The 23106-nt window shown below is 64.1% G+C and carries 29 protein-coding genes; 11 read left to right on the top strand and 18 right to left on the bottom strand.

Annotation, left to right across the window (positions count from 1 at the left end; all coding sequences use genetic code 11):
- Window positions 1-10: 10 nt before the first annotated feature.
- From TMPK1_RS05310 to argH, 4 genes are read right to left on the bottom strand one after another with little or no spacing between them, the layout of a single operon-like run.
- Window positions 11-2482, bottom strand: a complete 2472-nt coding sequence (locus TMPK1_RS05310) for a DUF4175 domain-containing protein (RefSeq protein WP_420241867.1) — start codon at window positions 2480-2482, stop codon at window positions 11-13.
- Window positions 2479-3795 (bottom strand): diaminopimelate decarboxylase, encoded by a 1317-nt coding sequence (lysA, locus tag TMPK1_RS05305; protein WP_420241866.1) that lies wholly within the window; start codon window positions 3793-3795, stop codon window positions 2479-2481. The genes TMPK1_RS05310 and lysA overlap by 4 nt, the downstream gene beginning before the upstream one ends.
- Window positions 3792-3989, bottom strand: a complete 198-nt coding sequence (locus TMPK1_RS05300) for a hypothetical protein (RefSeq protein ID WP_420241865.1) — start codon at window positions 3987-3989, stop codon at window positions 3792-3794. Before TMPK1_RS05300 ends, lysA begins: the two co-directional genes overlap by 4 nt.
- Window positions 3986-5386, bottom strand: a complete 1401-nt coding sequence (gene argH, locus TMPK1_RS05295) for an argininosuccinate lyase (protein WP_420241863.1) — start codon at window positions 5384-5386, stop codon at window positions 3986-3988. The genes TMPK1_RS05300 and argH overlap by 4 nt, the downstream gene beginning before the upstream one ends.
- On the opposite strand from argH, the gene TMPK1_RS05290 reads away from it, so the two are divergent.
- From TMPK1_RS05290 to TMPK1_RS05275, 4 genes are all read left to right on the top strand, one after another.
- A complete protein-coding gene (locus tag TMPK1_RS05290; protein ID WP_420241862.1) occupies window positions 5385-5918 on the top strand; it encodes a TlpA family protein disulfide reductase in 534 nt (177 codons plus the stop codon). The genes argH and TMPK1_RS05290 overlap by 2 nt on opposite strands.
- Before the next feature lie 9 nt (window positions 5919-5927).
- Window positions 5928-6635 (top strand): glutathione binding-like protein, encoded by a 708-nt coding sequence (locus TMPK1_RS05285; protein ID WP_420241861.1) that lies wholly within the window; start codon window positions 5928-5930, stop codon window positions 6633-6635.
- A 73-nt stretch (window positions 6636-6708) separates the two neighbouring features.
- The gene (locus tag TMPK1_RS05280; RefSeq protein ID WP_420241860.1) at window positions 6709-7653 is read left to right on the top strand and encodes an isopenicillin N synthase family dioxygenase; all 945 of its coding nucleotides are present in this window, start codon (window positions 6709-6711) and stop codon (window positions 7651-7653) included.
- Window positions 7650-8399, top strand: a complete 750-nt coding sequence (locus TMPK1_RS05275; RefSeq protein WP_420241859.1) for a pepsin/retropepsin-like aspartic protease family protein — start codon at window positions 7650-7652, stop codon at window positions 8397-8399. Before TMPK1_RS05280 ends, TMPK1_RS05275 begins: the two co-directional genes overlap by 4 nt.
- Here TMPK1_RS05275 and gcvA read toward each other — a convergent pair.
- The gene (gcvA, locus tag TMPK1_RS05270; RefSeq protein WP_420241858.1) at window positions 8396-9280 is read right to left on the bottom strand and encodes a transcriptional regulator GcvA; all 885 of its coding nucleotides are present in this window, start codon (window positions 9278-9280) and stop codon (window positions 8396-8398) included. The two genes, TMPK1_RS05275 and gcvA, sit on opposite strands and share 4 nt — an antisense overlap.
- Before the next feature lie 78 nt (window positions 9281-9358).
- Here gcvA and TMPK1_RS05265 point away from each other — a divergent pair, with 78 nt between their 5' ends.
- The 3 genes from TMPK1_RS05265 to TMPK1_RS05255 are packed head-to-tail and all read left to right on the top strand — an operon-like array spanning window position 9359 to window position 10736.
- Window positions 9359-9916 carry a chromate transporter gene (locus TMPK1_RS05265; RefSeq protein ID WP_420241857.1) on the top strand — a complete coding sequence of 186 codons (558 nt, stop codon included), beginning with the start codon at window positions 9359-9361 and terminating at the stop codon, window positions 9914-9916.
- On the top strand, window positions 9913-10428 hold the full coding sequence (locus TMPK1_RS05260) for a chromate transporter (RefSeq protein WP_420241856.1): 516 nt from the start codon (window positions 9913-9915) through the stop codon (window positions 10426-10428). Before TMPK1_RS05265 ends, TMPK1_RS05260 begins: the two co-directional genes overlap by 4 nt.
- The gene (locus tag TMPK1_RS05255; RefSeq protein WP_420241855.1) at window positions 10425-10736 is read left to right on the top strand and encodes a hypothetical protein; all 312 of its coding nucleotides are present in this window, start codon (window positions 10425-10427) and stop codon (window positions 10734-10736) included. Before TMPK1_RS05260 ends, TMPK1_RS05255 begins: the two co-directional genes overlap by 4 nt.
- On the opposite strand, the gene TMPK1_RS05250 is transcribed toward TMPK1_RS05255, so the two are convergent.
- Window positions 10737-11039: a MarR family transcriptional regulator gene (locus tag TMPK1_RS05250; protein ID WP_420241854.1), complete on the bottom strand. Its 303-nt coding sequence runs from the start codon at window positions 11037-11039 to the stop codon at window positions 10737-10739. It abuts the gene before it with no gap.
- Between the two features lie 111 nt (window positions 11040-11150).
- Between TMPK1_RS05250 and TMPK1_RS05245 the strand changes: the two genes are divergently transcribed.
- A complete protein-coding gene (locus TMPK1_RS05245; RefSeq protein WP_420241853.1) occupies window positions 11151-11516 on the top strand; it encodes a VOC family protein in 366 nt (121 codons plus the stop codon).
- Here the strand turns inward: TMPK1_RS05245 and TMPK1_RS05240 are convergent.
- The 6 genes from TMPK1_RS05240 to TMPK1_RS05215 form a co-directional block, all read right to left on the bottom strand.
- Window positions 11513-12124: a class I SAM-dependent methyltransferase gene (locus TMPK1_RS05240; RefSeq protein WP_420241852.1), complete on the bottom strand. Its 612-nt coding sequence runs from the start codon at window positions 12122-12124 to the stop codon at window positions 11513-11515. The genes TMPK1_RS05245 and TMPK1_RS05240 overlap by 4 nt on opposite strands.
- 16 nt (window positions 12125-12140) lie before the next feature.
- A complete protein-coding gene (locus tag TMPK1_RS05235; RefSeq protein ID WP_420241851.1) occupies window positions 12141-13718 on the bottom strand; it encodes a glycosyltransferase in 1578 nt (525 codons plus the stop codon).
- 3 nt (window positions 13719-13721) lie between these two features.
- Window positions 13722-14552 (bottom strand): 3-hydroxybutyryl-CoA dehydrogenase, encoded by an 831-nt coding sequence (locus TMPK1_RS05230; protein ID WP_420245624.1) that lies wholly within the window; start codon window positions 14550-14552, stop codon window positions 13722-13724.
- A 44-nt stretch (window positions 14553-14596) separates the two neighbouring features.
- Entirely contained in the window at window positions 14597-15535 is a 939-nt protein-coding gene (locus tag TMPK1_RS05225; protein ID WP_420241850.1) for an electron transfer flavoprotein subunit alpha/FixB family protein, read from the bottom strand.
- 2 nt (window positions 15536-15537) lie between these two features.
- A complete protein-coding gene (locus TMPK1_RS05220) occupies window positions 15538-16287 on the bottom strand; it encodes an electron transfer flavoprotein subunit beta/FixA family protein (RefSeq protein WP_420241849.1) in 750 nt (249 codons plus the stop codon).
- A 141-nt stretch (window positions 16288-16428) separates the two neighbouring features.
- On the bottom strand, window positions 16429-16626 hold the full coding sequence (locus TMPK1_RS05215; protein ID WP_420241848.1) for an HIG1 domain-containing protein: 198 nt from the start codon (window positions 16624-16626) through the stop codon (window positions 16429-16431).
- Window positions 16627-16684: 58 nt separating this feature from the next.
- On the opposite strand from TMPK1_RS05215, the gene TMPK1_RS05210 reads away from it, so the two are divergent.
- Complete coding sequence (locus TMPK1_RS05210) at window positions 16685-17545, top strand: NUDIX hydrolase (protein ID WP_420241847.1); 861 nt, start codon at window positions 16685-16687, stop codon at window positions 17543-17545.
- Here the strand turns inward: TMPK1_RS05210 and gluQRS are convergent.
- Complete coding sequence (gluQRS, locus tag TMPK1_RS05205; protein WP_420245622.1) at window positions 17542-18363, bottom strand: tRNA glutamyl-Q(34) synthetase GluQRS; 822 nt, start codon at window positions 18361-18363, stop codon at window positions 17542-17544. The two genes, TMPK1_RS05210 and gluQRS, sit on opposite strands and share 4 nt — an antisense overlap.
- A 70-nt stretch (window positions 18364-18433) precedes the next feature.
- Between gluQRS and TMPK1_RS05200 the strand changes: the two genes are divergently transcribed.
- A complete protein-coding gene (locus TMPK1_RS05200; RefSeq protein WP_420241846.1) occupies window positions 18434-19084 on the top strand; it encodes an alpha/beta hydrolase in 651 nt (216 codons plus the stop codon).
- A gap of 43 nt (window positions 19085-19127) precedes the next feature.
- Window positions 19128-19727: an HNH endonuclease gene (locus tag TMPK1_RS05195; protein WP_420241845.1), complete on the top strand. Its 600-nt coding sequence runs from the start codon at window positions 19128-19130 to the stop codon at window positions 19725-19727.
- Here the strand turns inward: TMPK1_RS05195 and TMPK1_RS05190 are convergent.
- The 5 genes from TMPK1_RS05190 to TMPK1_RS05170 all read right to left on the bottom strand — a co-directional run bounded on the left by TMPK1_RS05190 (window position 19724) and on the right by TMPK1_RS05170 (window position 23083).
- Complete coding sequence (locus tag TMPK1_RS05190; protein WP_420241844.1) at window positions 19724-21094, bottom strand: serine hydrolase domain-containing protein; 1371 nt, start codon at window positions 21092-21094, stop codon at window positions 19724-19726. The two genes, TMPK1_RS05195 and TMPK1_RS05190, sit on opposite strands and share 4 nt — an antisense overlap.
- Window positions 21094-21648 carry a demethoxyubiquinone hydroxylase family protein gene (locus tag TMPK1_RS05185; protein WP_420241843.1) on the bottom strand — a complete coding sequence of 185 codons (555 nt, stop codon included), beginning with the start codon at window positions 21646-21648 and terminating at the stop codon, window positions 21094-21096. Before TMPK1_RS05185 ends, TMPK1_RS05190 begins: the two co-directional genes overlap by 1 nt.
- Before the next feature lie 3 nt (window positions 21649-21651).
- Window positions 21652-22137, bottom strand: a complete 486-nt coding sequence (locus tag TMPK1_RS05180) for a disulfide bond formation protein B (protein WP_420241842.1) — start codon at window positions 22135-22137, stop codon at window positions 21652-21654.
- A gap of 71 nt (window positions 22138-22208) precedes the next feature.
- Window positions 22209-22592: a DoxX family protein gene (locus tag TMPK1_RS05175; RefSeq protein WP_420241841.1), complete on the bottom strand. Its 384-nt coding sequence runs from the start codon at window positions 22590-22592 to the stop codon at window positions 22209-22211.
- Window positions 22593-22603: 11 nt separating this feature from the next.
- The gene (locus TMPK1_RS05170; RefSeq protein WP_420241840.1) at window positions 22604-23083 is read right to left on the bottom strand and encodes an SRPBCC domain-containing protein; all 480 of its coding nucleotides are present in this window, start codon (window positions 23081-23083) and stop codon (window positions 22604-22606) included.
- Window positions 23084-23106: the final 23 nt, after the last annotated feature.

The raw sequence follows: 23106 nt of genomic DNA, 5'->3' as shown, positions 1-23106 counted from the left end.
CGCGCTCTAATCAGAACTGCCGCAGCAGCCGATCGATGTAATCGCGTTCCGATTGCGGGCGGTTGGTTTCGCCTGAGCGGCGACGTAGCTCTTCCAAAATTTCGCGCACGCGCTTGGTGTCCGGCTGGCCCGGAATTTTGACTTCGCCATTGTCGCGCAGCTGCTGATCGCCTTCGCGCATCGGCCGGCCGAACGGATCGCGGCCCATGCCGCCGGTGCCGCCGCTGCGTCGCATCACCATCGCGCCGCTGCGCTTCAACGCTTCGGCCATCTGCTTCATCGCTTGCTGGCTGCCTTCGCGCAGCGCCTGCACTGCTTCGCCTTGGCGTGCGACCGCTTCGTCGCCGGCGCCGCGCTGCATGGCGCGGCCGGCGCCGTTCATCGCGCGATCGGCGCGGCCGAGGGAATCCGGTGTCGGCATGCCCGACTGATTCAGTTTGTCGGTCGTCTGTCCCAGTTTCTGGCGCAGTTGTTCCTGCTGCTGCTGTTGGCCCTGCGTCGTGCGGCCGGTGCGATCGACCGACTGGAACGTGTCGTCCATCAACTGGCGCTGCTGCTGTTCCAGCTGTTTCAAATCTTTCAGCGCCTGCATCGCCTGTTTCATGCGCTCGGCGCTTTGCTTCTGCGACTCGCTGCTGCCTTGTTCGCCGGCCTGTCCTTGGCCGCGCATGCCTTCCAGCGCGCGGCGCAGTTCTTCCAAGGTACGTTGCGCTGACTCGCGCGCACCGCTTTCAGCCAGCTCGCGCATGCGCTGCGCCATGTCGCGCAAATCTTCGCTGGACATCATCTGGTCGGCGAGTTCGTCGGGAATGTCGATCAGCTCGCCGCGCTGCGCCATCTCGCGCATCTGTTCGCGCATCGCGTCGAGATAGCGGTCGAGCGCCTGGCTCGCTTCGCGCGCCGCGTCGGCCAACTGCTGTTCGGTGCTGTTGGGATCGGCGAGCAGGCGCTGCAGTTTTTCCTCGGCCGCGCGCAGCGCTTTCTCGGCTTCGCCCAGACCTTGGTCTTCGAGTTGGATCGCGACGTCCCACAAAGCCTGCGCCGCGTCGACGCCGGTGGCAACGTCGGGCGAGCGCAGCAGGCGCGCCGTCACCGAACGCAAAGTCAGGAACAGACCCGGCGAGCCGCCATAGCGTTCCGGGTTGAAGGCTTGCTCGGCAATCATGCGCGCGACGTCGCGGCGCGTTTTCATGCCTTCGGTAATCAGCGTCTTGCGCGCCTGGATCAGCACACGCGCAACCGGATGGCGGAAGGCGCGTTCGGGCAAGGTTGCGGTTTCGACTTCGCTCTTGCCGGCCTGATCCAGCGCGTCGCGTGCGGTCAGGCGCAGCGTGACTTCAAACCCGGCTGCGAAATGCGAGGCGAGGTCGACAAAGGCCTGACCGCTTGCGTCTTTGGCGTCGGGTTGAATCGCGATCTCGACATCGACCGGTTCGACCGGCAGTGCCAACGCGATGTTGGGCGTCACCGTCACGGTCAATTTGCGCACGCCGTAATCGTCGCGCGCCGTCCACGGCACCACCAACGAACCGCGTTCGCTGGCGTGCGGCAGATCGGTCCAGCCGACCAGCGGCGCCTTGTCGGGCACGATGCGGATCGGCCAGCTGCCCAGGCTCGACCAGCCTTGGCGCACGTTGATCTGCGTGCCCGCGTCGATGACCGTCGATGCGACGTAGCCACCGGCCGGGAGTTTTTCGAATTCGGTTTTGCGCTCGTCGATTTGCAATGTCGGCAGGCGACGGCCGGTTGCGACATGCGCTTCGATCGTGCTGCCGATCGGCACGTTCAACACGCGCATATCGCCGGGTGCGGGAATGATCGGCGCGAGGCCGGTATAGGCCGGCGGCTTGATCCAGAGATCGAGCGGGTTGGGCGCGGCGGCGTCGCGGCTTCCGAGCGGCGGCGTCAGCGCTGCCGACAGGCGCGGTCCCAATTCGCCCCAGCCGATCGAAATCGCAAGCAGCAGCACCAGCACCGAGGCAACGCGCAGCGCGCGCGGATCGCGCGGCGCGAGATCGGTGTCGGGCGCCGACAGGCGCAGTTGCGACAATTGTCGTTCGGCGCGCCGACGATGCAGCGCCCACAAACGCGCGTCACCTGCGACCGGACGATCGGCCAAGGTTTCGAGCGGGCGATGCGCCAGTGCACCATCACGTTCGAGGCGCCGCTCGACGTCGCTGGTTGCAGGCCGCACGAAACCGCGCACGCCGTGCACCACAGCGGCGATCAGCCCACCTGCAAAGATCAGTAGCACCGCCCAGTGCAGCCAGCTTGCCAGCCGCGGCAGCACGTCGAAAAAGGCGAGGGCGAGAAACAGCGTGACGATCGTCAGCACCGGCCAGAAAGCCCGCGCCAGTGCTTCAAGCCACAGAACGATCGTGCCCAGACCGCGCAGACGCGGCAGGCGGTTTTCGTGCCAGCGCGCGACGACGCCACGCAATTGCGTGCGCCAGCTCGTCCAACGCGCTGGGTCGAAATTCATCCGGTGCTCCGCAGAGGCTGGCCGCTCTCGCTCGGCGAATGTTGATCGCCTCCGCTCAACCAACTCGGAATTCGTTCGCGCGAAAGCAAGTCCTCGACCGTTTGCCGCGGGCGTACGAGTTCGAACTTGTTGCCGGCAACCAGCACTTCGGCCGCCAGCGGACGCGTGTTGTAGGTCGACCCCATCACCGCACCGTACGCGCCTGCGTGCAGAAACGCGACGAGATCGCCCTGTTCGAGCGGCGGCAATTCGCGCGCCTTGGCGAATGTGTCGCCGGTTTCACACACCGGTCCGACGATATCGGCGGGATGGATCACGGCATCGGGTGCCGCTTGTTTCACCGGCACGACAGCGTGAAACGAGTCGTACAAAGCGGGGCGCAGCAGATCGTTCATGCCGGCGTCGAGAATGACGAAGCGGCGCGCCGATCCATCTTTGACGAACAGCACGCGGGAGAGCACGCAACCTGCTTCAGCGACCAGGTAGCGACCGGGTTCGACCATCAAGCTGCAGCCGAGATCGCTGACCATCTCGCGCACCAGCGCGGCATAGTCGGCGACGTCGGGACCGGTCTCGCCGCGATAGCCGACGCCGAGTCCGCCGCCGAGATCGAGACGGCTGACCTCGTGCCCTTGCGCGCGCAACGCGCGCACCAGATCGGCGAGACGCCGATAGGCAGCGCGATACGGTGTCAGATCGATTAGCTGGCTGCCGATATGCACCGCCAGTCCGACCGGGTTCAGGTTCGGCAGCGACACGGCGCGCGTCCAGGCCGCTGCCGCGTCATCGAGATCGATGCCGAACTTGTTGTCCTTGCGACCGGTTGTGATCTTGGCGTGCGTACCCGCATCGACGTCGGGATTGACGCGCAGCGCGACGTTGGCGCGGATGCCGACGCTGGCAGCGACGCGATCGATCAGATCGAGTTCGGGGATCGATTCAACGTTGAACTGATGGATGCCGGCACGCAGCGCTTGCGCGACTTCATCGGCAGTTTTTCCGACGCCCGAAAACACGATGCGGTCGGGCGCGATGCCGGCCGCCATTGCGCGCGTCAGCTCGCCACCGCTGACGATGTCGCCGCCGGCGCCAAGCCGCGCCAAGGTCGCGATCACCGCCTGGTTCGAATTCGCTTTCAGCGCATACGCGATGCGCACGCCGAGCGGCGACAGCGCATTGGCGAGCCGTGCGTAATTCTGCTCGATCGTGCTCGACGCGTAGACATAGGTCGGCGTGCCGACCTTGTCGGCGATCGTCGACAGGGCGATGTCGTCGGCGTGCAGCACGCCGTTCTTGTAGGTGAAGCCGGTCAAATTTTGCTGCGCAGGACAGAGGAGGGATCCGGTGCCTTTTGCGGCTTCGGATTGTCGGGATCGGGCGGGTAGACGCGCGGGAAGACTTCGTTCGTGCCTTCGGGCGGATCGACGTTGCGGGGTTTCTTGCCGCAACCGGCCAACAAGGCGAGAGCGAGCAGCGCGACGATCGCCAGAGACTTATTGTTGCTCACAGGAAACGGCTCCGTGCGGCGATGACGGCTTGGCGCACGCGCTCGGGCGACGTGCCGCCATAGCTCGCACGCGATCCGACCGACGCGTCGATGGACAACACGCTGTAGACGCCCTGGTTGATGCCGGATTCGACCGACTTCAATTCGCCGAGCGTCAATTGATCGAGCGGCACACCTTTGCTTTCGGCAAGCTTCACCAGTGTGCCGGTGACGTGGTGCGCTTTGCGGAACGGCAGGTTCAACTCGCGCACCAGCCAATCGGCGAGATCAGTGGCGGTCGCATAGCCTTTGCCCGCCGCCGTGCGCAGCGCGTCACGATCGGGCGTCAGGTCGCGGATCATGCCGGTCATCGCAGCCAGCACCAGCGCCATGGTTTCTTCGGTTTCGAAGACCGGCTCTTTGTCTTCCTGCATGTCCTTGGAATAGGTCAGCGGCAGGCCTTTCAGCGTCACCAGCAGCGCCTGCAGCGCGCCGAGCACGCGCCCGGTCTTGCCACGCGCCAGTTCGGCCGCATCGGGATTGCGCTTCTGCGGCATGATTGAACTGCCGGTCGTCCACGCATCCGGCAATTTGACGAAGCGGAACTGATCCGAGGTCCACAAGACCAGTTCTTCGGCGAGGCGCGAAACATGCACCGCTGCGATGGCGCAGCTGGCGAGATAGTCGAGCGCGAAGTCGCGGTCCGAGACCGAGTCCATCGAATTCGCGGTCGGCCGCGCAAAGCCGAGCGCCTTCGCGGTCGCCTGGCGATCGATCGGGAAGGGCGAGCCCGCCAGCGCAGCGGCGCCCAAGGGGCATTCGTCGGAGCGCGCCAGACCGGCAAGCACGCGGTCGCGATCGCGGCCGAACATCTCGACATAGGCGAGCAGGTGGTGGCCGAACGTGACGGGCTGCGCCAACTGCAGATGGGTGAAGCCGGGCATCACCGCATCTGCATGCGCTTCGGCCTGATCGAGCAGGGCCACTTGCAGCGCTTTCAAGTCGCCATCGAGACGGACGAAGGCGCCGCGCACCCACAATTTGAAATCGGTGGCGACCTGGTCGTTGCGCGACCGGGCGGTGTGTAGGCGACCGGCCGGCTCGCCAATCAATTCGGCCAGACGCGCTTCGACGTTCATGTGGATGTCTTCAAGCTCGGTCTTGAAGACGAAGGTGCCTTGCGCAATCTCGTCGGCGACGCGATCGAGGCCGCCCAGAATCGCATCGGCGTCTTCGCGCGTCAGAATGCCCACCGCGGCTAGCATGGTGGCGTGGGCTTTCGAACCGGCAATGTCTTCGGCGGCGAGCTTGCGGTCGAAGCCGATCGACGCGTTGATGCGCTGCATCACCGCGGAAGGCCCGGCTGCAAAACGACCGCCCCAGAGCTGGTTCGTCGAAGGTTGAGGAGCATCAGTCATGCGCTTGTTATCCTGGGTCCTGTTGGTCGCGTCCATCGCGCTCCTCACGCGTCCAGCAGCCGCAGCCCAGCTCGGCTTCGTCCCGACCGAACCGGCGGTCCCGCTGCCCGCGATCGAGGCGTTCGACGCCCAGGACAAGCCGGTCACGCTAGCGTCGCTGCAGGGCAAGCCACTGCTCCTCAATATCTGGGCAACCTGGTGCGCGCCCTGCGTGAAGGAATTGCCATCGCTGCAGCGTCTGGCCGCCACGTTGCCGGGTCTCCAAGTCGTCGCTCTGTCGGTCGACAAAGGCGGCTTCTTCCAGATCGGACCGTTCCTGGCGCAGAACGGGCTCACGACGCTGACCGTGTTAAGCGACAAAACCTCGGCGACGATGAAACTCTTTGCCGCCAGGGGCTTACCGCTCACCGTTCTGGTCGATGCGCAGGGCAAGGAAGTCGGTCGTTTCAGTGGCGAGAATGAATGGGACAGCGCAGCCGCAAAGTCGTTGCTGGTCAAAGTCCTAGGATCATCGCTTCAAGCAAAGTCCTAGAGGGTTGCGATGATCGATCTCTATCTCGCCAACACGCCGAACGGTCTGAAACTTCGGCTCTTCTTCGAAGAGAGCGGGCTCGAGCATCGGCGCATCAAGGTCGACCTCGGCAAGGGCGACCAGTTCAAGCCTGAATTCCTCGCCATCTCGCCCAACAACAAAATTCCGGCGATGGTCGATCACGACCCGGCCGATGGCGGCGCGCCGCTTTCGATCTTCGAGTCCGGCGCCATGCTTCTCTATCTCGCCGAGAAAACCGGCCGGTTTCTCAGCCCCGATCTGCGCGGTCGGACCGAGACCTTGCAGTGGGTCTTCTGGCAGGTCGGCGGGCTGGGGCCGATGGCGGGGCAGAACGGGCATTTCGCCGTCTACGCGCCCGAGAAGATCCCCTATGCGATCAACCGCTACGTCAACGAGACCAACCGGCTATACGGGGTGCTCGACAAACATTTGGGTCAGGGGCACCTGGCCGGCCGGGACTTCATCGTCGGTGACTACTCGATCGCCGACATGGCCTGTTACCCCTGGATCGTGCCGCACGAGGCGCACGGGCAGAAACTCGAAGCGTTTCCAAACCTAAAGCGGTGGTTCGAAACCATCGCAGCGCGGCCGGCGACGATCCGCGCCTATGACGGCGTCGCCAACACCTACGCGCCGACCAAACCGCTGAGCGAGGCCGAGCGCGCCCTACTGTTCGGCCAGAGCGCAAAGCGCTGACGGAATCCTGACCGAACGGTCAGGATTGCGATCCGTGGTAGCCGGCACGGGTGTCTTTTTGGTAGGGAAGGACATGCGCTTCCATGTCGAGACGGTCGATCTGGCCGACTTCACCAGCGGTGATGCCGCTGCCCGCAACAAATTCGTCCAGACGCTTGGCGACAGCCTGAAAGACACGGGCTTCGTCAAAGTCGCGAACCATGGCGTCGATCTCGGCAGCCTCGATCGCGCTTATGACGCGGCCAAGCGCGTCTTCGCGCTGCCCGATGCGGTGAAGGACCAGTACCACCTGCCCGGCACGGGCGGTGCGCGTGGCTTCACCGCGTTCGGTCGCGAACACGCCAAGGACAATCCGGTCGGCGACTTGAAAGAGTTCTGGCATGTCGGCCCCGAACTGCCCGACGGCCACAAGCTCAAGCCGCACTACGGCAACAACGTGTGGCCCAAGGAAGAGCCGGTTTTCAAAACCGCGATGACGACCTTGTTCGACGGCATGCAGACTTGCGCCGAGATCCTGCTCGAAGCGATCGCCGAATATTTGAAGCTGCCCAGGCGTTCGCTGGCCGACATGGTCGTGGACGGCCAATCCGTGCTGCGCGTGATCCACTATCCGGCGCTCAAAGACCGTTTCATCGAAGGCGGCGTGCGCGCATCGGCGCATGAAGACATCAACCTGATCACCTTGCTGCCGGCCGCAACCGATAGCGGGCTCGAACTGCTCGACCGTGAAGGCAAGTGGCACAAGGTCGATGGTCTCGAAGGCGAGATCGTGGTCGACGCGGGCGACATGCTTTCGCGCCATCTGAACTTGAAAATCCCGGCGACGACGCATCGCGTCGTGAATCCGTCCAGCCCGGATGCGGTGCGCTATTCGATGCCGTTCTTCTGCCATCCGCGGCCGGAAGTTCTGCTCGACACGCCGGACTCGTTGCTCGATCCGGGCGAGACCAAGAAGTTTCCCGCCATCACGGCGCACGATTTCCTCGAACAGCGTCTGCGCGAAATCGGCCTGAAATGACCGTCTCACGACGCGCGGTGCTGGCCGGTGCCGGCGCCGCGTTGTTCGCGCCGCGCGTCTTTGCAGCGGAAACGATCAAGCTCGAGATCAGCGCTTTTGGTCTGCCATTCGCCGATGCGCGCGTTGGCGATCGCGCTGTGAAAGCGATGATCGACACGGCCGGCACGGTGCCGCTGCAGGTGTCGTCGCGCCTGGCGGCCTCCTTGAAACTCGCCAACGGTGCGTCGCCGCGCTTCACCTTGGGCGGGCGCAGCAGCGCCGAGCACGTGACCATCGTCGACGGCGAAATCGAGAAAGTCGGCGAACAGGTCGGCACCGAATTCGACGCCATCGTCGGCTGGCCCTATCTGGCGCGCACCGCCTTTGCGATGGACTACGCATCGTCGTCGTTGCTGCTTGACGACACGGTCGATCCGGCTTCGACGTGGAACATGTCGCTGGTCGCGACTGCGCCGTTGCCGGTGGTCGACATGCTGGTCGAAGGCCAACCCCTGCGCGCGCTGGTCGATACTGGTGCGCCGACGAGCCTGCTCGATCCCCGGCGTGCCGACGCGTCGCCGGTCGGCGTCATGCTGCAGAAGCTCGCGACCCTGTCCGGCCGCGAAACGCGGCTGCGGTTTCGTATCCAGGATCTCGGCCTGATCCGTACCAAGCTCGGCTGTGAAGCGGTGCTGGGACATTCGTTTCTGGCCGCATATCGCGTGCGCTTCGATCGCCCCGCGGGGCGCATCGCGCTGCAATCTTAAGCTGCGCGCTTTCCTTCTTCTTCGAGCCAGTTGATGAAAGTCGCGATCACCGGATCGTCGGGGCGCGCGGTCACCCACCAATAGCCGCGCACTTCGAGCGCTGGTTTGGCGAGCGGCGCAACGAGGCGCCCTTGCGCGATCTCTTCATCGAGCAGCGGCAAGCCGCCCAGCGCAACGCCGAGCCCGTCGGTCGCTGCTTGCAGCGCCAGATAATAATGCGTGAAACGTTGCCGCCCGCGCGGCTGCAAATTCGGAACGCCGGCTTCTTCGAGCCAGTGCGTCCAATCCTGCGCGCGCGTTTCCGCTTCCAGCAGCACGTGTTTGGCAAGGTCGCTTGGTTTGCGGATCGGCGTGCGCTTGAGCAGGGCCGGACTCGCAACCGGCACTTCGCGTTCGCCAAGAAACTGCGCCGCGCGGAATCCCTGCCACCGTTCCGGGCCGCGCCGGATCGCGACGTCGATCCCGGCCAAGGTGCGCGACAATTTCGCGTCCGAGGTTGCAAGTCTGAGTTCGATATCGGGATGCGCACGTTGAAACCGGGGCAGGCGCGGGATCAGCCAACGCATCGCAAAGGTGGGCAGCGCGTCGATCGCAAGCGGCGTCGGCGTGTCGGCGGCGCGCAGGCGTGACGCGGCTGCTTCGACGTCGTCGAACGCGTCGCCGATCGATTGCGCGAACCGTTGGGCTGCTTCGGTCGGCGCCAGGCGTCGTCCGCGTCGCACGAACAATTGCGCGCCCAGCCAGGTTTCGAGCGATTGCAGCTGTCGGCTGATCGCACCGTGGGTCACATGAAGCTCGCCTGCGGCTTGCGTGGCGCCGCCCAGGCGAACCGCGGCTTCGAAGGCGCGGAGCGTTGCGAGGGGCGGGAGACGGCGGGCCATGCTCGTGAGCCTAGCTCACAAGGAGGCGTACGAGAACTCGTTTGGGAATCGCTCGTCGTTGGGCGTAGATCGACCGTGATGAGTGCTGTCCCCGCCGACGACGAACGGGCGAAGATCCCGCCGCTGACCTTGTTCCGCGCTTTTATGAGCATCGGTCTGTCGGGGTTTGGCGGCGTGCTTCCGTTTGCACGGCGCGAGCTAGTCGACCGGCGCAACTGGATGACCGACACCGAGTTCGCCGAAATGCTCGGCGTGGCGCAGGTGCTGCCCGGTCCGAACATCATCAACATCTCGGTCTGGTTCGGCACCAAACATGCGGGCGCTTTAGGTGCGATTGCCGCCTTCACCGGATTGTGCGGCGTGCCGCTGGTGATGCTGATCGCGATTGCGACTCTGTACGGGCGTTACGCTGGCGCGCCGCGCGTCGGTGCTGCCGTCGACGGTATGGCGTCGGCTGCGGCCGGCTTGATCATCGGCACCGGCATCACCTTGTTTCGCCGTGCCAAGCCGAATTATCGCAGCAGCGCGGTGCTGGCGCTGGTCTTCGTTGCAGCCGCGTTTCTGCGCGTGCCGTTGCTGTTGATCATCGCGGTTGCAGCACCGCTCGGCGTGTTCGCAGCGGGAAAACGCGCATGAGCACACTGATCACGCTGTTCGTAATCTTTGGCTCGATGTCGTTGCTCGCCATCGGCGGCGCCAATTCGACGGTTCCGGAAATGCAGCGCCTAATCGTGGCGCAAGGCTGGATGGATGCGTCGCAGTTCGCGCATCTGTTCGCGATCTCGCAGGCATCGCCTGGGCCGAACATGCTGATTGCGCCGTTGGTCGGTTGGCAGGTCGCGGGCGGAGCCGGTGCGTTGACCGGGCTGATCGGCATTTGCGGACCATCCTGCACCTTGACCTATCTGCTGGCGCGGGCCGGCGACCGGTTCAACTCCAATCCGTATTTCGCGCGTGTGCGTGCGGGGCTGGTGCCGTTGTCGATCGGTCTCGTTCTCGCGACCGGCGCGATCCTGGCGCAGTCGGCTGACCACGATGTCATGCATGGCCTCGTGACCGCAGTCGCAGCCGCGGGCACGATATGGACGATGCGCAATCCGCTTTGGTTTCTGATCTTCGGCGCAGTCGTGGGAGCTTTGTCGCTATGATCGTGCGGGCATGGCATGGCTGGACCCGGCGCGATGACGCCGATCGCTATGCGCAATTTCTCGAACACGAGTTCCTACCCGCGGCCGAAGCAATTCCGGGCCTGCGCGGTGCGCAAATTCTGCGACGCGACGATGGCGACGAAGTCGCGTTTTTAATCCTGACCCATTTCGAAACGATCGACGCCATCCGCGAATTCGCCGGCACCGATTGGGAAGCAGCCCACATTGCGCCGCAGGCGATGCAGTGGCTGACGCGGTTCGACCGGCGCTGCGCCCACTACGAACAGGCGTACGAACGCCGTCGCTGACTAACGGCGCCGCCACGGCGTCAGAACGCGAAAGACCGGCGTCGCGGTGCGGTGTGCGCGTTCGGTCGCGATCAGTCGCCGTTGTTCCAGATGTTTGAGTGCCACTTGCACCGCGCTTTTGCTGAAGCCCGTGGCGTCGGCGATCTGCGCCAGGCTGGTTTCGACCGTCGCACAATCGCGCCCATGCGTTTCGCGCCACAAGTGCAGATAGAGCATGAACGACGACGGGCGGTGATCATGCGCGACCAGGTCGCGCATCAGCACGTCCAAGACGTACGGATCGACGGAAACGGCGTGGGCCATCGCGCCACTATACCGCTAGAAACTATAGCAGGGAGAATTTCTTTGCCGTGCGCGCCGACCTCTCGCATGACGGCCCGGATCGAACGAAATGGCCGAACCATCGGAGGGGCAATGATCCGCGGCGTGAAATTTGTCAGCGTGCCGGTCCGCGACCAGGACCGCGCACTCGAGTTCTGGACCGAAACTGTCGGGCTGCGCGTGCTGACCGATCAACCGATGGGCGCGCAGCGCTGGATCGAGCTGAGTTTTCCCGGCGCCGATACCGGCCTCGTCCTGTTCACGCCCGAAGGTCATGAAGACCGGATCGGATCGTTTATGAACACGTCGCTGTGGTGTGACGACCTCGATCGCACGCACGCGGAACTCGCGGCAAAAGGCGTGGAATTCACCCGGCCGCCGACCAAAGAACCGTGGGGCAGCTACGCGATCTTTGCCGACAGCGAAGGCAACAAGTTCGTTCTGTCGGCCCGGCCCTAACGCTTGACCGAAAAGCGCTTCGGCGCTGCCCCGACGCGGTCGAGCGCAGCGAGATGCACGAAGGTCGTGTCGAACGTGTAGTCGAAGGTGCGGATCGGCACGTAGGCGGCGGCGAACAGATCGACGATGTCCGACGTCGTCAGATCCCACAGATGGTGCGGATTGTAGTGCGTCGTCTTTTTCGACGGAAAGCTGACGATCACTTCGCGCACGCCGGCCTGCTGTGCAAAGCGGAACAGATCGGCGGGGTCGGGCAGATGCTCGATCGTTTCCAGCGATACCAGCACGTCGATTTTGTCGAGCTTGGTGGTGGCGAGATCGCCCTGCAGGAATTCGATTTTCGGTGAGGTGAATTCGCGGCGCGCTGCTTCGATCGCGTCGGCGTCGATATCGACGCCGTAGGCCTGCGTCACGTCGGGATTTTTCGCCAGCAGCCAGGTGCCGTAACCAACACCACAGGCGCAGTCGACGACGCGGCCGTACACGAACTGGCGTACGATGGCGTAGCGCTCGACATGGCGGCGACGAAGAATGTCGTGTTCGATCGTCTCGAGCTCGCTGCGCGTCATGCCGATCCGTTCAACGACGCGCGTCGGTTGCTTGGTCACGTTGGTGTCGCTCCTGTCATGCGGCAAAGACCGGTGCCCGGCGATCGGCGTTCCTGCGCGCCAGCTCGTCGATCCCCTGCAACAGCGAATCGCGGTCCGACACCTGCGTCCAGCGCTGGCGGGCATGATCTTGCTGCTGGCTTCGCCATGCCATGTCGCTGCGCCACTTGGCTAGCGTTTCCTGGAGCTGCGCCAGGCCGGGCAGTGCGGCAGCGCCGGCGACCATCGCGACGTCGCCGGTCGGGTCGGTCAGCACCGGTACGCCGCGCGCCAGCGCATAGGCCGCGGTCGACCCGCCGCCATGGCGCGGCGGATTGAGGAACAGGTCGCAGCAGGCCAGCAGCGCCGGCACGTCGTCGATGATTCCGACCGCACTCGTCTGTCGTTCGAGCGCAGGATGCAGCGCGCGACGTTTCTCGTAGGCGGGAAAGTTGCCGACGAAGACGACATGCACGTCAGGGTTCGCGTCCAGCGCGGCACCCAGTTGCTCCATCCATTCGCGCGTCGCGTCGCCGTCGAGACGGCTGCCGACCACCGCGAGCAGAATGTCGGTATCGCTGGCGCCGAGGTCGGCGCGGGTCGTCGCGCGGTGCGAGTCCGGCAGACGAAACGCGTAGGGTGTCGCCAGCACGTTGTCGCGCGCCAGTGCCAGTGATGCAGCCGCTTGCTCGTCGCCATCGGCCCATGGCCGCGGCAACACGTAGGTCGAAGCGGCTGTGGTCTGGAAATCGGTTCCAAACGGCATGCCGACTGTGGTGGTAAAACTGCCGCACAAATCGGCGAGCAGGTTCGAATGGCCCATCGACAGAACGTAGCCCGGTCGCTTTGCGTGCAGCATGCGCACGATGCGGGACAATTCAGGCTCGTCGGGCATCAGCGGCGCGCATTGCAGAAAGTCGAACGTGACGCCGTCATGCGTCATCGTCTGCAGCGCCTCGAAGCCTTCGTTGTGATTAGCGATCGTCGCCTTGAAAAACGGCGCCGCCATGGCGCGCGGCATCAGGCAGGAATTGATCAGCAGTGGACGCTTGCCCATGCGCACGAGACGCGCCGCATAGTCGAGAACGTCAGCGCTGGGCGCGTGCAATCTGGTCAGTAGCTGCAAGGTGACGATCGGCACGAAATCCCAGTCGCGCTCTTCTGCAGGGATGAGCGGGAAGGCGAGATCGAGCTTGCGCGCATAGAGCTGCAACAACGCGCGGTACGATCGCAGCACGGCCTGCGCCGTGTCCTGGTCGACGCTGCCTCTTCGGTTGAAGGCGCGCGCCAGCACCTGCCACTGGATGAAATACCGTACCGCCGCCGGTGCAGCGCGCAGCTCGGGGTCCGAGGTCAGCGCGCGCATGAAGCGCGGATCGCCGGTCAGTTGCGACAGGTACGAAGTTTGCGCGATCCGTCCGAATAGCGTGGTCGGCTGCCGGGAGGTCAGCAAGGTTTGCGCCGTCTGCTGTTCGAACGGCGCCATCGTTTCGTAGGCGTCGGCCAGCGCCTCTAGCGTCGGGTAGGCAGCGGAGAAGCGTTCGTAGCCGGCAACATCGGTCGTGATCGCGGCGAACAGCGCGGCGATCTCGACGAACTGACCGACGTCGCGCACGTGCTAGCGCGTCGGTACCGGGGTTTCGCCGCGATAGTCGTAAAAGCCGCGGCCGGCTTTGCGACCAAGCCAACCGGCTTCGACGTATTTCACCAGCAGCGGGCAGGGGCGGTATTTCGAATCCGACAGGCCTTCGTACAGAACGCCCATGATGGCGAGGCACGTATCCAGCCCGATGAAATCCGCCAGCTCGAGCGGTCCCATCGGATGGTTGGCGCCCAGCTTCATCGCCGTGTCGATCGACTCAACCGATCCGACGCCCTCATACAGGACGTAGATCGCTTCGTTGATCATCGGCAGCAGGATGCGATTGACGATGAAGGCGGGGAAGTCTTCCGACAACGCCACCGTCTTGCCCAACGTCTCGGCAACCTTGCGCGTCGCTTCGAACGTCGCGTCGTCAGTCGCGATGCCGCGGATCAACTCGATCAGCTGCATCACCGGCACCGGATTCATGAAATGCATGCCGATGAACTTCTCGGCACGTCCCGATGCAGCGCCGAGACGCGTGATCGAAATCGACGAGGTGTTCGTCGCGACGATCGCGCTGTCTTTCAGATGCGGTTTCAGCTCGTCATAGATGGCGCGCTTGACCGCTTCTTTTTCGGTCGCAGCTTCGACGACGAGATCGGCGTTCGACAGATCGGCGAAGCTGCTGGTCGTGCGAATGCGCGCAAGCACGGTCTTGGTGTCGTTGACCTTGCCCTTTTGCACCAGGCGATTCAGCCCGCGCTCGATCAGGTCGAGCGCTTTGGCGAGCTGATCCTTGCTGACATCGAGCAACACGACGTCATAGCCAGCGGACGCGCAAACCTGCGCGATGCCGCTGCCCATCTGTCCGGCACCGATGATACCGACCTGTTTGACCGTCACGGCAGTTACGCGACCTTGTCCAGCTCGGCCGCGAGTTCCGGCATGATCTTGAACAAGTCACCGACCAGACCGTAATCGGCGACCTGAAAGATCGGCGCTTCGCCGTCTTTGTTGATCGCGACGATCACCTTCGAGTCTTTCATGCCGGCGAGATGCTGGATTGCGCCCGAGATGCCGACGGCGATGTACAGATCCGGCGCCACGACTTTACCAGTCTGACCGACCTGATAGTCGTTCGGCACGAAGCCCGCATCGACTGCAGCGCGCGACGCGCCGACCGCAGCGCCGATTTTGTCGGCGATGGCTTCGAGCAGGTGGAAGTTCTCGCCCGACTGCATGCCGCGGCCGCCCGAGATGACACGGCGCGCCGTGGTCAGTTCGGGACGTTCGCTCTTCGAAATTTCCGAACCGACAAAGCTCGACACGCCGGCATCGCCTTTGCCGCCGATCGTTTCGATCGTCGCCGAGCCGCCTTCGGCTGCAGCGGGATCGAACGCGGTGCCGCGCACGGTGATGATTTTCACCTTGTCCGACGACTGTACGGTCGCAATCGCGTTGCCGGCATAGATCGGACGTTTGAACGTGTCGGCGTTTTCGACCGAAATGATTTCGCTGATCTGCTGCGCGTCGATCAGTGCTGCAACACGCGGCGCCACGTTCTTGCCGAACGAGGTCGCCGGAAACAGCACGTGGCTGTGGTTCGGCGCAATCGCGGCGATCACGGGCGCGACATTCTCGGCCAGCAGATGCGCCAGCTCGGGCGCATCGGCGAGATGCACTTTGGTGACGCCCGCAACTTTGGCGGCTGCATCGGCAGCGCCCTTCGCGTTCGAGCCAACCACCAGCACATGCACTTCGCCCAGCTTGGCAGCGGCGGTGACGACGTTGCGCGTGGCCGGCTTCAGCGACGCGTTGTCATGTTCGGCAACGACGAGAACAGCCATGCTCAGATCACCTTCGCTTCGTTCTTCAGCTTGTCGACAAGCTGCTGAACGGTTTCGACCTTGATGCCGCCCTGACGCTTGGGCGGTTCGGCGACGTTGAGCGTCTTCAAGCGCGGCGTCGCATCGACGCCAAGATCAGCAAGCGACATCGTGTCGAGCTGCTTTTTCTTCGCCTTCATAATGTTCGGCAACGACGCGTAGCGCGGTTCGTTGAGACGCAGATCGGTGGTGACCACCGCCGGCAATTTCAGCTCGACGGTTTCGAGGCCGCCGTCGATTTCGCGCGTCACGGCGATCTTGCCGTCCGCAGCAGCAACCTTCGACGCGAACGTGCCTTGGCCCCAGCCGAGCAGGGCAGCGAGCATCTGGCCGGTCTGGTTGCAGTCGTCGTCGATCGCCTGCTTGCCGAGAATAACGAGGTCGACCGCTTCCTTGCCGATCAGCGCTTTCAGCGCCTTGGCGACCATCAGCGGTTCGGTTTCGCCTTCGTGGCTCACCAGGATCGCGCGGTCAGCGCCCATGGCGAGCGCGGTGCGAAGCGTTTCCTGTGCCTGCGCCGGGCCGATCGACACGGCGATGATCTCGGTCGCCTTGCCGGCCTCTTTGAGGCGCACGGCTTCTTCGACCGCGATTTCGTCGAACGGGTTCATCGACATTTTCACGTTCGCCAGCTCGACACCCGAGCCGTCCGGCTTCACGCGAATTTTTACGTTGTAATCAACCACCCGCTTCACGGGTACGAGGAGCTTCATCGGCCGCAAACCCCAGGAGAGAAAATCATGAAAATGGGCGGAAAAACGGGCGGCAACCTATGAAGCGCTTTTCGCCGCTGTCAAGGAACGCCGCGGAATAGAGCTATGCAGCGCAGTGGCAGTCCGCTGCCCGGACTGCGTTCAGCTCGGCGGCGAGAAATACAAGGCCGCCAGCAGCAGCAATGCGAGCGCCTGCAGCCCGACACGGGCGCGCATCAGCAGATTGCCGTATTTGCGGTTGAAATCGCCGCCGCGCCCCATCGCAACGACGCCGATCAGCAAGACCGCGACGACGCCGACCAGGGTCAGGCCGAGAAGAACGATGAGGATCATACGCATGGGATCACTATAGTCCGGCCACCGTTCGTACGGGAGAGCTGGAAGAGAAGGGAATTCAATGGATTTGCTGCGACACGTGGTCCGCTGCACTGCATGGTCGCCGTCCGATTTTCTGCGCTTCGAGGCGGCTGGCAGAGATGTCGGATTCGTCCGGCCACACGTGGCGGATGCGCTGTCCGCAGCCCGCGGATTCGAACGGAGAAACGACCGTCTGGTTCTCGATCCGTCCTTGCCGGATACGGCTGCGCGATCTGCGGTTCTGGCCGATGCAATGCCCATCATCGCGCGTTTCACCGACCGCAAAGCGTCGGGCGAACAATTTCCGTTGCTGGCGCGCTGGGGCGAGGCGCCGCTTGCCACGGTGGATCGTGCCGCAACCACGCCGCTCGGATTCGCCGCCTATGGCGTGCACGTGAACGGATTCGTACGGCGCGGCGAAGAAATACTGCTGTGGATCGGACGACGCGCGATGGATCGCGACGTCGAACCCGGCAAGCTCGACCACATCATTGCAGGCGGGCAGCCCGCTGGTTTGTCGTTGCGCGAAAATCTGCGCAAGGAAGCTGCGGAAGAAGCGGGACTAAGTACCGAATGGGCCGATCGCGCGGTGCCGGTTGGATCGCTTACGTACAAATTCGCCAAGGGCGAGGGGCTGCGCAACGACGCGCTGTTCGTGTTCGACCTCGAACTGCCCGCCCATGTCGTGCCCGAGAATCGCGACGGCGAAGTCGCGTCGTTCGAATTGTGGCCGCTCGATCGCGTGTTGCACACGTTGCGCACGACCGATGATTTCAAATTCAACGTCGCAATGGTCGTGATTGAGTTTCTGATGCGTCACGGCAAGCTCGATCCAGATCGCGAGCCGGATTATCCCGCATTGGCAGCCGGGTTTCGCGGCGTACGGCCGGACCAGCTTTAATCGTCCTGCCAGCCGATTCGCTTCTTCACGTCGGCGACGCTCCAACCTTCGGCGCGTAAATCCGCCAGCGCGGTAGCGTGATCGCGCTTGGACAATTTCTGTCCGTCGGTGTCGAGCACGAGCGCGTGATGCGCGTAGAGCGGCGCGGCAAACCCCAACAACGCCTGCAGCAGGCGTTGCACATGCGTGGCGAGAAACAGATCGCGTCCGCGCGGCACCAAGGTGATCTGCTGCAGATGATCGTCGACCGTCACCGACAGGTGATAGCTGGTCGGCACGTCGCGCCGCGCGATGACGGGATCGCCGCCGATCGCGGGATCGACCGCGATCCGTCCTTCGTCGCGCTCGTCCCAGAAGAGCGGCCCGGTGATCGCAGCACCGCGCGCAACGTCGAGCCGGATCGAATGCGCGTCGCCGCGCGCGATCCGATCGGCGCGCGTTGCTGCATCCAGCGTGCGGCACGTGCCGGGATAGATCGCGCCTTCCGGTCCGTGTGCGGTCGCGGCGCGCGCCACATCCTGCCGGCTGCAAAAGCACGGATAGGTGACGCCCATCTCGGTCAGCCGCGTCAGCGCCGCGCGATAGTCCTGCATGTGCTGGGACTGACGCCGCACCGGCGTCGGCCAGGTCAGGCCAAGCCACGCGAGGTCGTCGTAAATTCCCTGCTCGTAGTCGGGGCGACAGCGATCGGGGTCGATGTCTTCGATCCGCAACAGGCAGGTGCCGGTCCGTCCCGGCGCGCGCCAGGCGAAGAGGGCGGCGTAGGCGTGACCGAGATGGAGGCGCCCGGTCGGGCTTGGTGCGAAACGGGCGAGCATGGACACGGTCCGACCTTCGCCACGGGCCCGCATCGTTGACAAGCCGGGGCGGGCGGCCCAAAGGCGCGACATGACTGCAAAACTCGACGGACCGTCGCTGCTCCCCGCTGCTGGCGGCAAAGCCAAACACATCGTGGTGCTGCTGCACGGCTATGGCGCCGACGGGCATGACTTGCTGGGCCTGGCGCCGTCCTGGGCGCCGTCGCTGCCGGACGCGGTCTTCTATGCGCCGAACGCCCACGAACGCTGCGAAGTCGGGTTCGGCTTTCAGTGGTTCAGCCTGGAAGACCGGTCGCCCGCCCGCATGGTCGCGGGCGTCGAAGCAGCCGCGCCCGTCTTCAATGCATGGCTCGATGCGCGGCTGGCCGAACACGGGCTCGACGAAAGCGCCTGCGCGCTGGTCGGGTTTAGCCAGGGCACGATGGTGGCGCTGCATGTCGGGCTGCGCCGCGCCAAACCATTGGCGGGCATTCTAGGGTTTTCCGGTGCGCTGATTGCGCCCGAGAAACTGCCGGCCGAGATCAAGTCGCGGCCGAAGGTGATGCTGGTGCATGGCACCGCCGACCAAGTCGTTCCGGCCGGCGCATTGTCGGCCGCGGTCAAAGGCCTCGATGCGGCGGGAATCAGCGCGCAGACCCTGCTACGCCCAGGGCTGGGCCACGGAATCGACGCGGAAGGGATGACGCGCGGCCTGGGATTCTTGAAGTCCGTACTGGGCTAGAATCGGCTTCAGGTTGCCGGAGACGCGCGAATCCACTATTTCGATGGCGCGTTTTGTGACGTGGGAAGACGAGGTTTTGCGCTTGTCGCCACCGCTCGACTCCTGTCCGGCATTGGTACTGAACGCCGACTTCCGGCCGCTCAGTTACTTTCCGCTGTCGCTGTGGTCTTGGCAGGACACGGTCAAGGCGGTGTTCCTCGATCGCGTCAACATCCTCTCGCATTACGATCAGACGGTCCGAAGTCCGAACTTCGAGATGAGGCTACCCAGCGTCATCTCGCTCAAAGAGTACGTACAAGCGACGCGCAGACCGGCCTTCACTCGCTTCAATGTTTTTCTGCGCGACAGTTTCACCTGTCAGTATTGCGGCACCGGGTTTCCCACCCACGAATTGACGTTCGACCACGTCATCCCGCGCTCTCGCGGCGGCCGCACCACCTGGGACAATGTCCTCACCGCTTGCAGCGCCTGCAATCTTCGCAAAGGCGACAAGCTCTGCCGCGAATGCGGCATGCATCCGCGCCTCGAACCATTCCAGCCCAGCGCGTTTGAACTGCAGGAAAACGGGCGCCAATTTCCGCCTAACTTCCTGCACGAGAGCTGGCGCGATTATCTCTATTGGGACAGCGAGCTGGATTCCTAGTCGGGCAGCGGCCCCACCGAGAATTGCTCGATCTTCTGGTCTGGCCCCATCCGTACCAGCACATTCATCGACTTGTCGCCGCTGCGCACTGTGTAGCTGCGCGTGTCGAGACCGCCGCGTTCTGAGGATCGGCGCAGCTTGAACAGATCGGGTTCTCCGAACTTGGCCAAGGTCGTCTGGTAGTCCGCGATCACCTGATTGGTGAACCAGGAACTTCCATACGACGTCATGCGCGCCGGATCGAATTTGCCCGCGCGCAACATGTCGAAGAATTCGCGCACGGCTTGGTCTTTTGCATTGGTCGGCAGCACCAGGCTGGCGAGGCGTTCGGCGATGCGGGCTTGCGGTCCGCCCGCTGCATCGCTGTTGACCATCACCACGATCGCAGCCTTGTCGTCGGGATAGATCGCGTTCTCGGTCAGGAAGCCGGTGACCTCGCCGCCATGCGAAATCACTTTGCGGCCGTTGACCGTGTTGACGCCGATACCTAGCCCGTAATTCGTGTCTTTGCCGCTGGCGAGCTTGGTCGGCGTCAGCATCGCGTCGTACGACGCAGGCTGCAGCAGCGAGCGATTGATCAGGCTGATGTCCCAGCGCGCAAGATCGCTGGCGGTCATCGCAAGCCCGCCGGCTGCATACATCCAGTTGGCGCGGTCGAGTTCGGCTGCGCGCACCGGTCCCAACGCATAGCGCGTATAGCCGAGCACGTCGGGCGACGGCTTCACCGATGCTTCGATCACGCTGGTCATGCCCAGCGGTTTGAACACGCCGTCCTGCAATTGCTGCAGCAACGGTTTGCCGCTGATCCGTTCCGACGCGACGCCGGCGGCAACGAAGCCAGTGTTGCTGTACTGCCAATCGGTGCCGGGCGCGAAGTCGAGTGCGCCGGTCGCCCAGCGCTGCAGAATCGCCAACGGCGTCGTCGGTTCGCGCATTGGCGGGATCATGAAATCCTGCGGCCAGTAATCGCGCAGGCCCGACGTGTGATCGAGCAACTGATGCACGGTCATCTCGCTGCCATGCTCGACCTCGGGCACGTACTGCGAAACCTTGTCTTCGAGCTTGATCTTGCCGTCTTCGCGCAGGCGCAGGATCGCAGCCGCGGTGAATTGCTTCGACACCGATCCGATTGGGAAACGCATGTCGCTGGTCGCCGCCACGCGCGGCGACAATTTCGCGGCGCCATAGGCTTTGGCGTAGGCGAGCTTGCCGTCGAGCACGATCGCAATCGACGCGGCCGGCGTCTGCGCCTGTTTCAGGACGTTCTCGACCGTGCGATCGATCTTGGTGCGATCGGCGTCGGTCAGGTCATAGGCAGACGCATTTGTCGCCAGTGCTGCGAACAGCAGAACAAGGAGCAGTTTCATTAGACTCGTTCGCTGAGAAAGATCGCAAAACGGCAGGCGCCTTTGACGGCCGCGCGCAGCACCGGATAGGCGGGCGCCTGTTCGGCTTCGTGGGCGAGGCCGGTGTCGCGATGTTCGAGTTCTTCGGCGCGGAACTGTTCGATCTTGGCGACCAGTTCGGGCTCGGTGTCGCCCAATTGGCGCGTTTGTTTGGCGTAGTGCTCGTCGATCACTTCTTCGACCGCGACCGTGCACGCCATCGCAGCGCGGGGCCCGAGTGCCGCCGTCGCTGCGCCCAACACGAACCCGCCGACATGCCACAACGGATGCAGCACGGTCGGTCGTGCGCGGTAACGCGGTACTGCAGCTTCGAACCAGTCGAGATGTTCGCGTTCCTGGTCGCGCATTTTCTCGATCGCGGCGCCGGCTTCGCTTTTGTTGCCGAGCACCGCCAACTGCCCGTCATAGATGCGCATAGCGCCGTATTCGCCGGCATGATCGACGCGCACGATCCGGTCGATCAGCGCGTGCCCTGTGAGATCGCCGGGTAGGGTCCGCGGCCCAGTGTCAGTCATGGCTCAAGCTCCAAATCCGCGGCGCGCGACCGACAGGGTCACGAGCGCGGCGGCCAACGATACCAGGAAGTTGTAGCCCGCCATCGAGAGGCCGAGCAGGGACCAGGCAATTTGGTCGCAACGCACGATCGGCGCGTTGGACAGCTGCGCGCGCAGCGCCTCGAGCGAGCGCGCTGGCGGGCTGGTCGAGCTGCAGGCGGTCGGGCCTTCCCACCAATGTTGTTCGACACCGGCATGAAAGGCGGCGATGGCGGCACCGACCAGCAGCAAGAGGCCGGCGACGACGAGAATCGGCCGCGCCAGGCGCGGCGGAGCGGCGAGCGCGCTGGCCGCGCTCAACGCCAGCAACAAGCCCCACGGCCAACGCTGCCAGATGCAGAACTCACAAGGCGGCAGGCCGAACGCATATTGCTGGACCAGTGCAAAGCCGAGCGCGCCGATCGCGAGAAGGGTGAGGAGGGCGAACGCCGCCCTTGCCGTACGGATCATGCCCCCACCGAACCTTGCACCGACGCGCGGTGCAAGGGGTGGGTCTGTCACAAAGAATGACTTCTGCGGGCTTACGCTGCCCTGGCCGTAAGCGGCAGCAACTGACGCAGCCGCGCGTCGCGCAGGAACAGCGGCGCCCACATCATGCCGCCGAGATAGAGGCCGAACAGCGTATGGGTGAAGAGCGGGTCGTCGAGCCGCAGATGGCTGGCAATCGCACCGCCGAAGATGCCGGTCAGCAGAACCGCACCCAGGACTGCGGTGCGCGGCACCAGATAGAGCAGCGTGCAGATCAGTTCGATCGATCCGATCAGGCGTGCTTGCGACGGGTCGTAGCCAAGCGTGGTGAAGGCATCGATCACCGGCTGGATCTTCACCAGCTTGATGCTGCTGTCGAACAGCATGAATAGAACGACCAACGCTTGCAGCGCGCGTGCAATCCAGATCTTGGTCATGTGCGCGCCTTTCACCGCGTCGCGAGATAGGCGGCGAGACGATCGTTGCCGGTCTCGATCATCGCGGTGTAGCCCATCTTCGTCGCCATCTCGCGCGCCTGCGCCGACGGGAAGCGCGCTACCATGTGCCACTTGGTTTTATTGTTGCCGAGATCTTCAAACGTCACTGTGTGCAGCGGGCTTGGCGGCGCGTCGGGATGCGTCGATTGAACCGCATCGGTCCAGACCAGACGCTCGGGTGGCTGCACTTCGACGATGACGCTGTTCAGCGGATATTCCGCGCCTTCGGGTGTGCGCATCACCTGTCGCCAGGCACCGCCGGGGCGGAGTTCGATCTCGCACACCGGCAACGTCCAGCCGTGGCCGCCCCACCAATGAACCTGATGTTTGCAATCGGTGAAGGTCTCCCACACCAGCGCACGCGGCGCGTCGAAGACGCGCGTCATGATGATAAGAGGATCCTGTTCCGGCATTTCGACAGTCGACGACATATTCGCGTTCACTCGTTTGGTTG

The sequence above is a fragment of the Roseiterribacter gracilis genome (assembly GCA_018332375.1).
In the GTDB taxonomy this organism is placed as follows: Bacteria; Pseudomonadota; Alphaproteobacteria; order BOG-932; family Roseiterribacteraceae; genus Roseiterribacter; species Roseiterribacter gracilis.
Note: the sequence above shows the minus strand (reverse complement) of the source record. Positions and strands in the feature narration are given on the sequence as shown.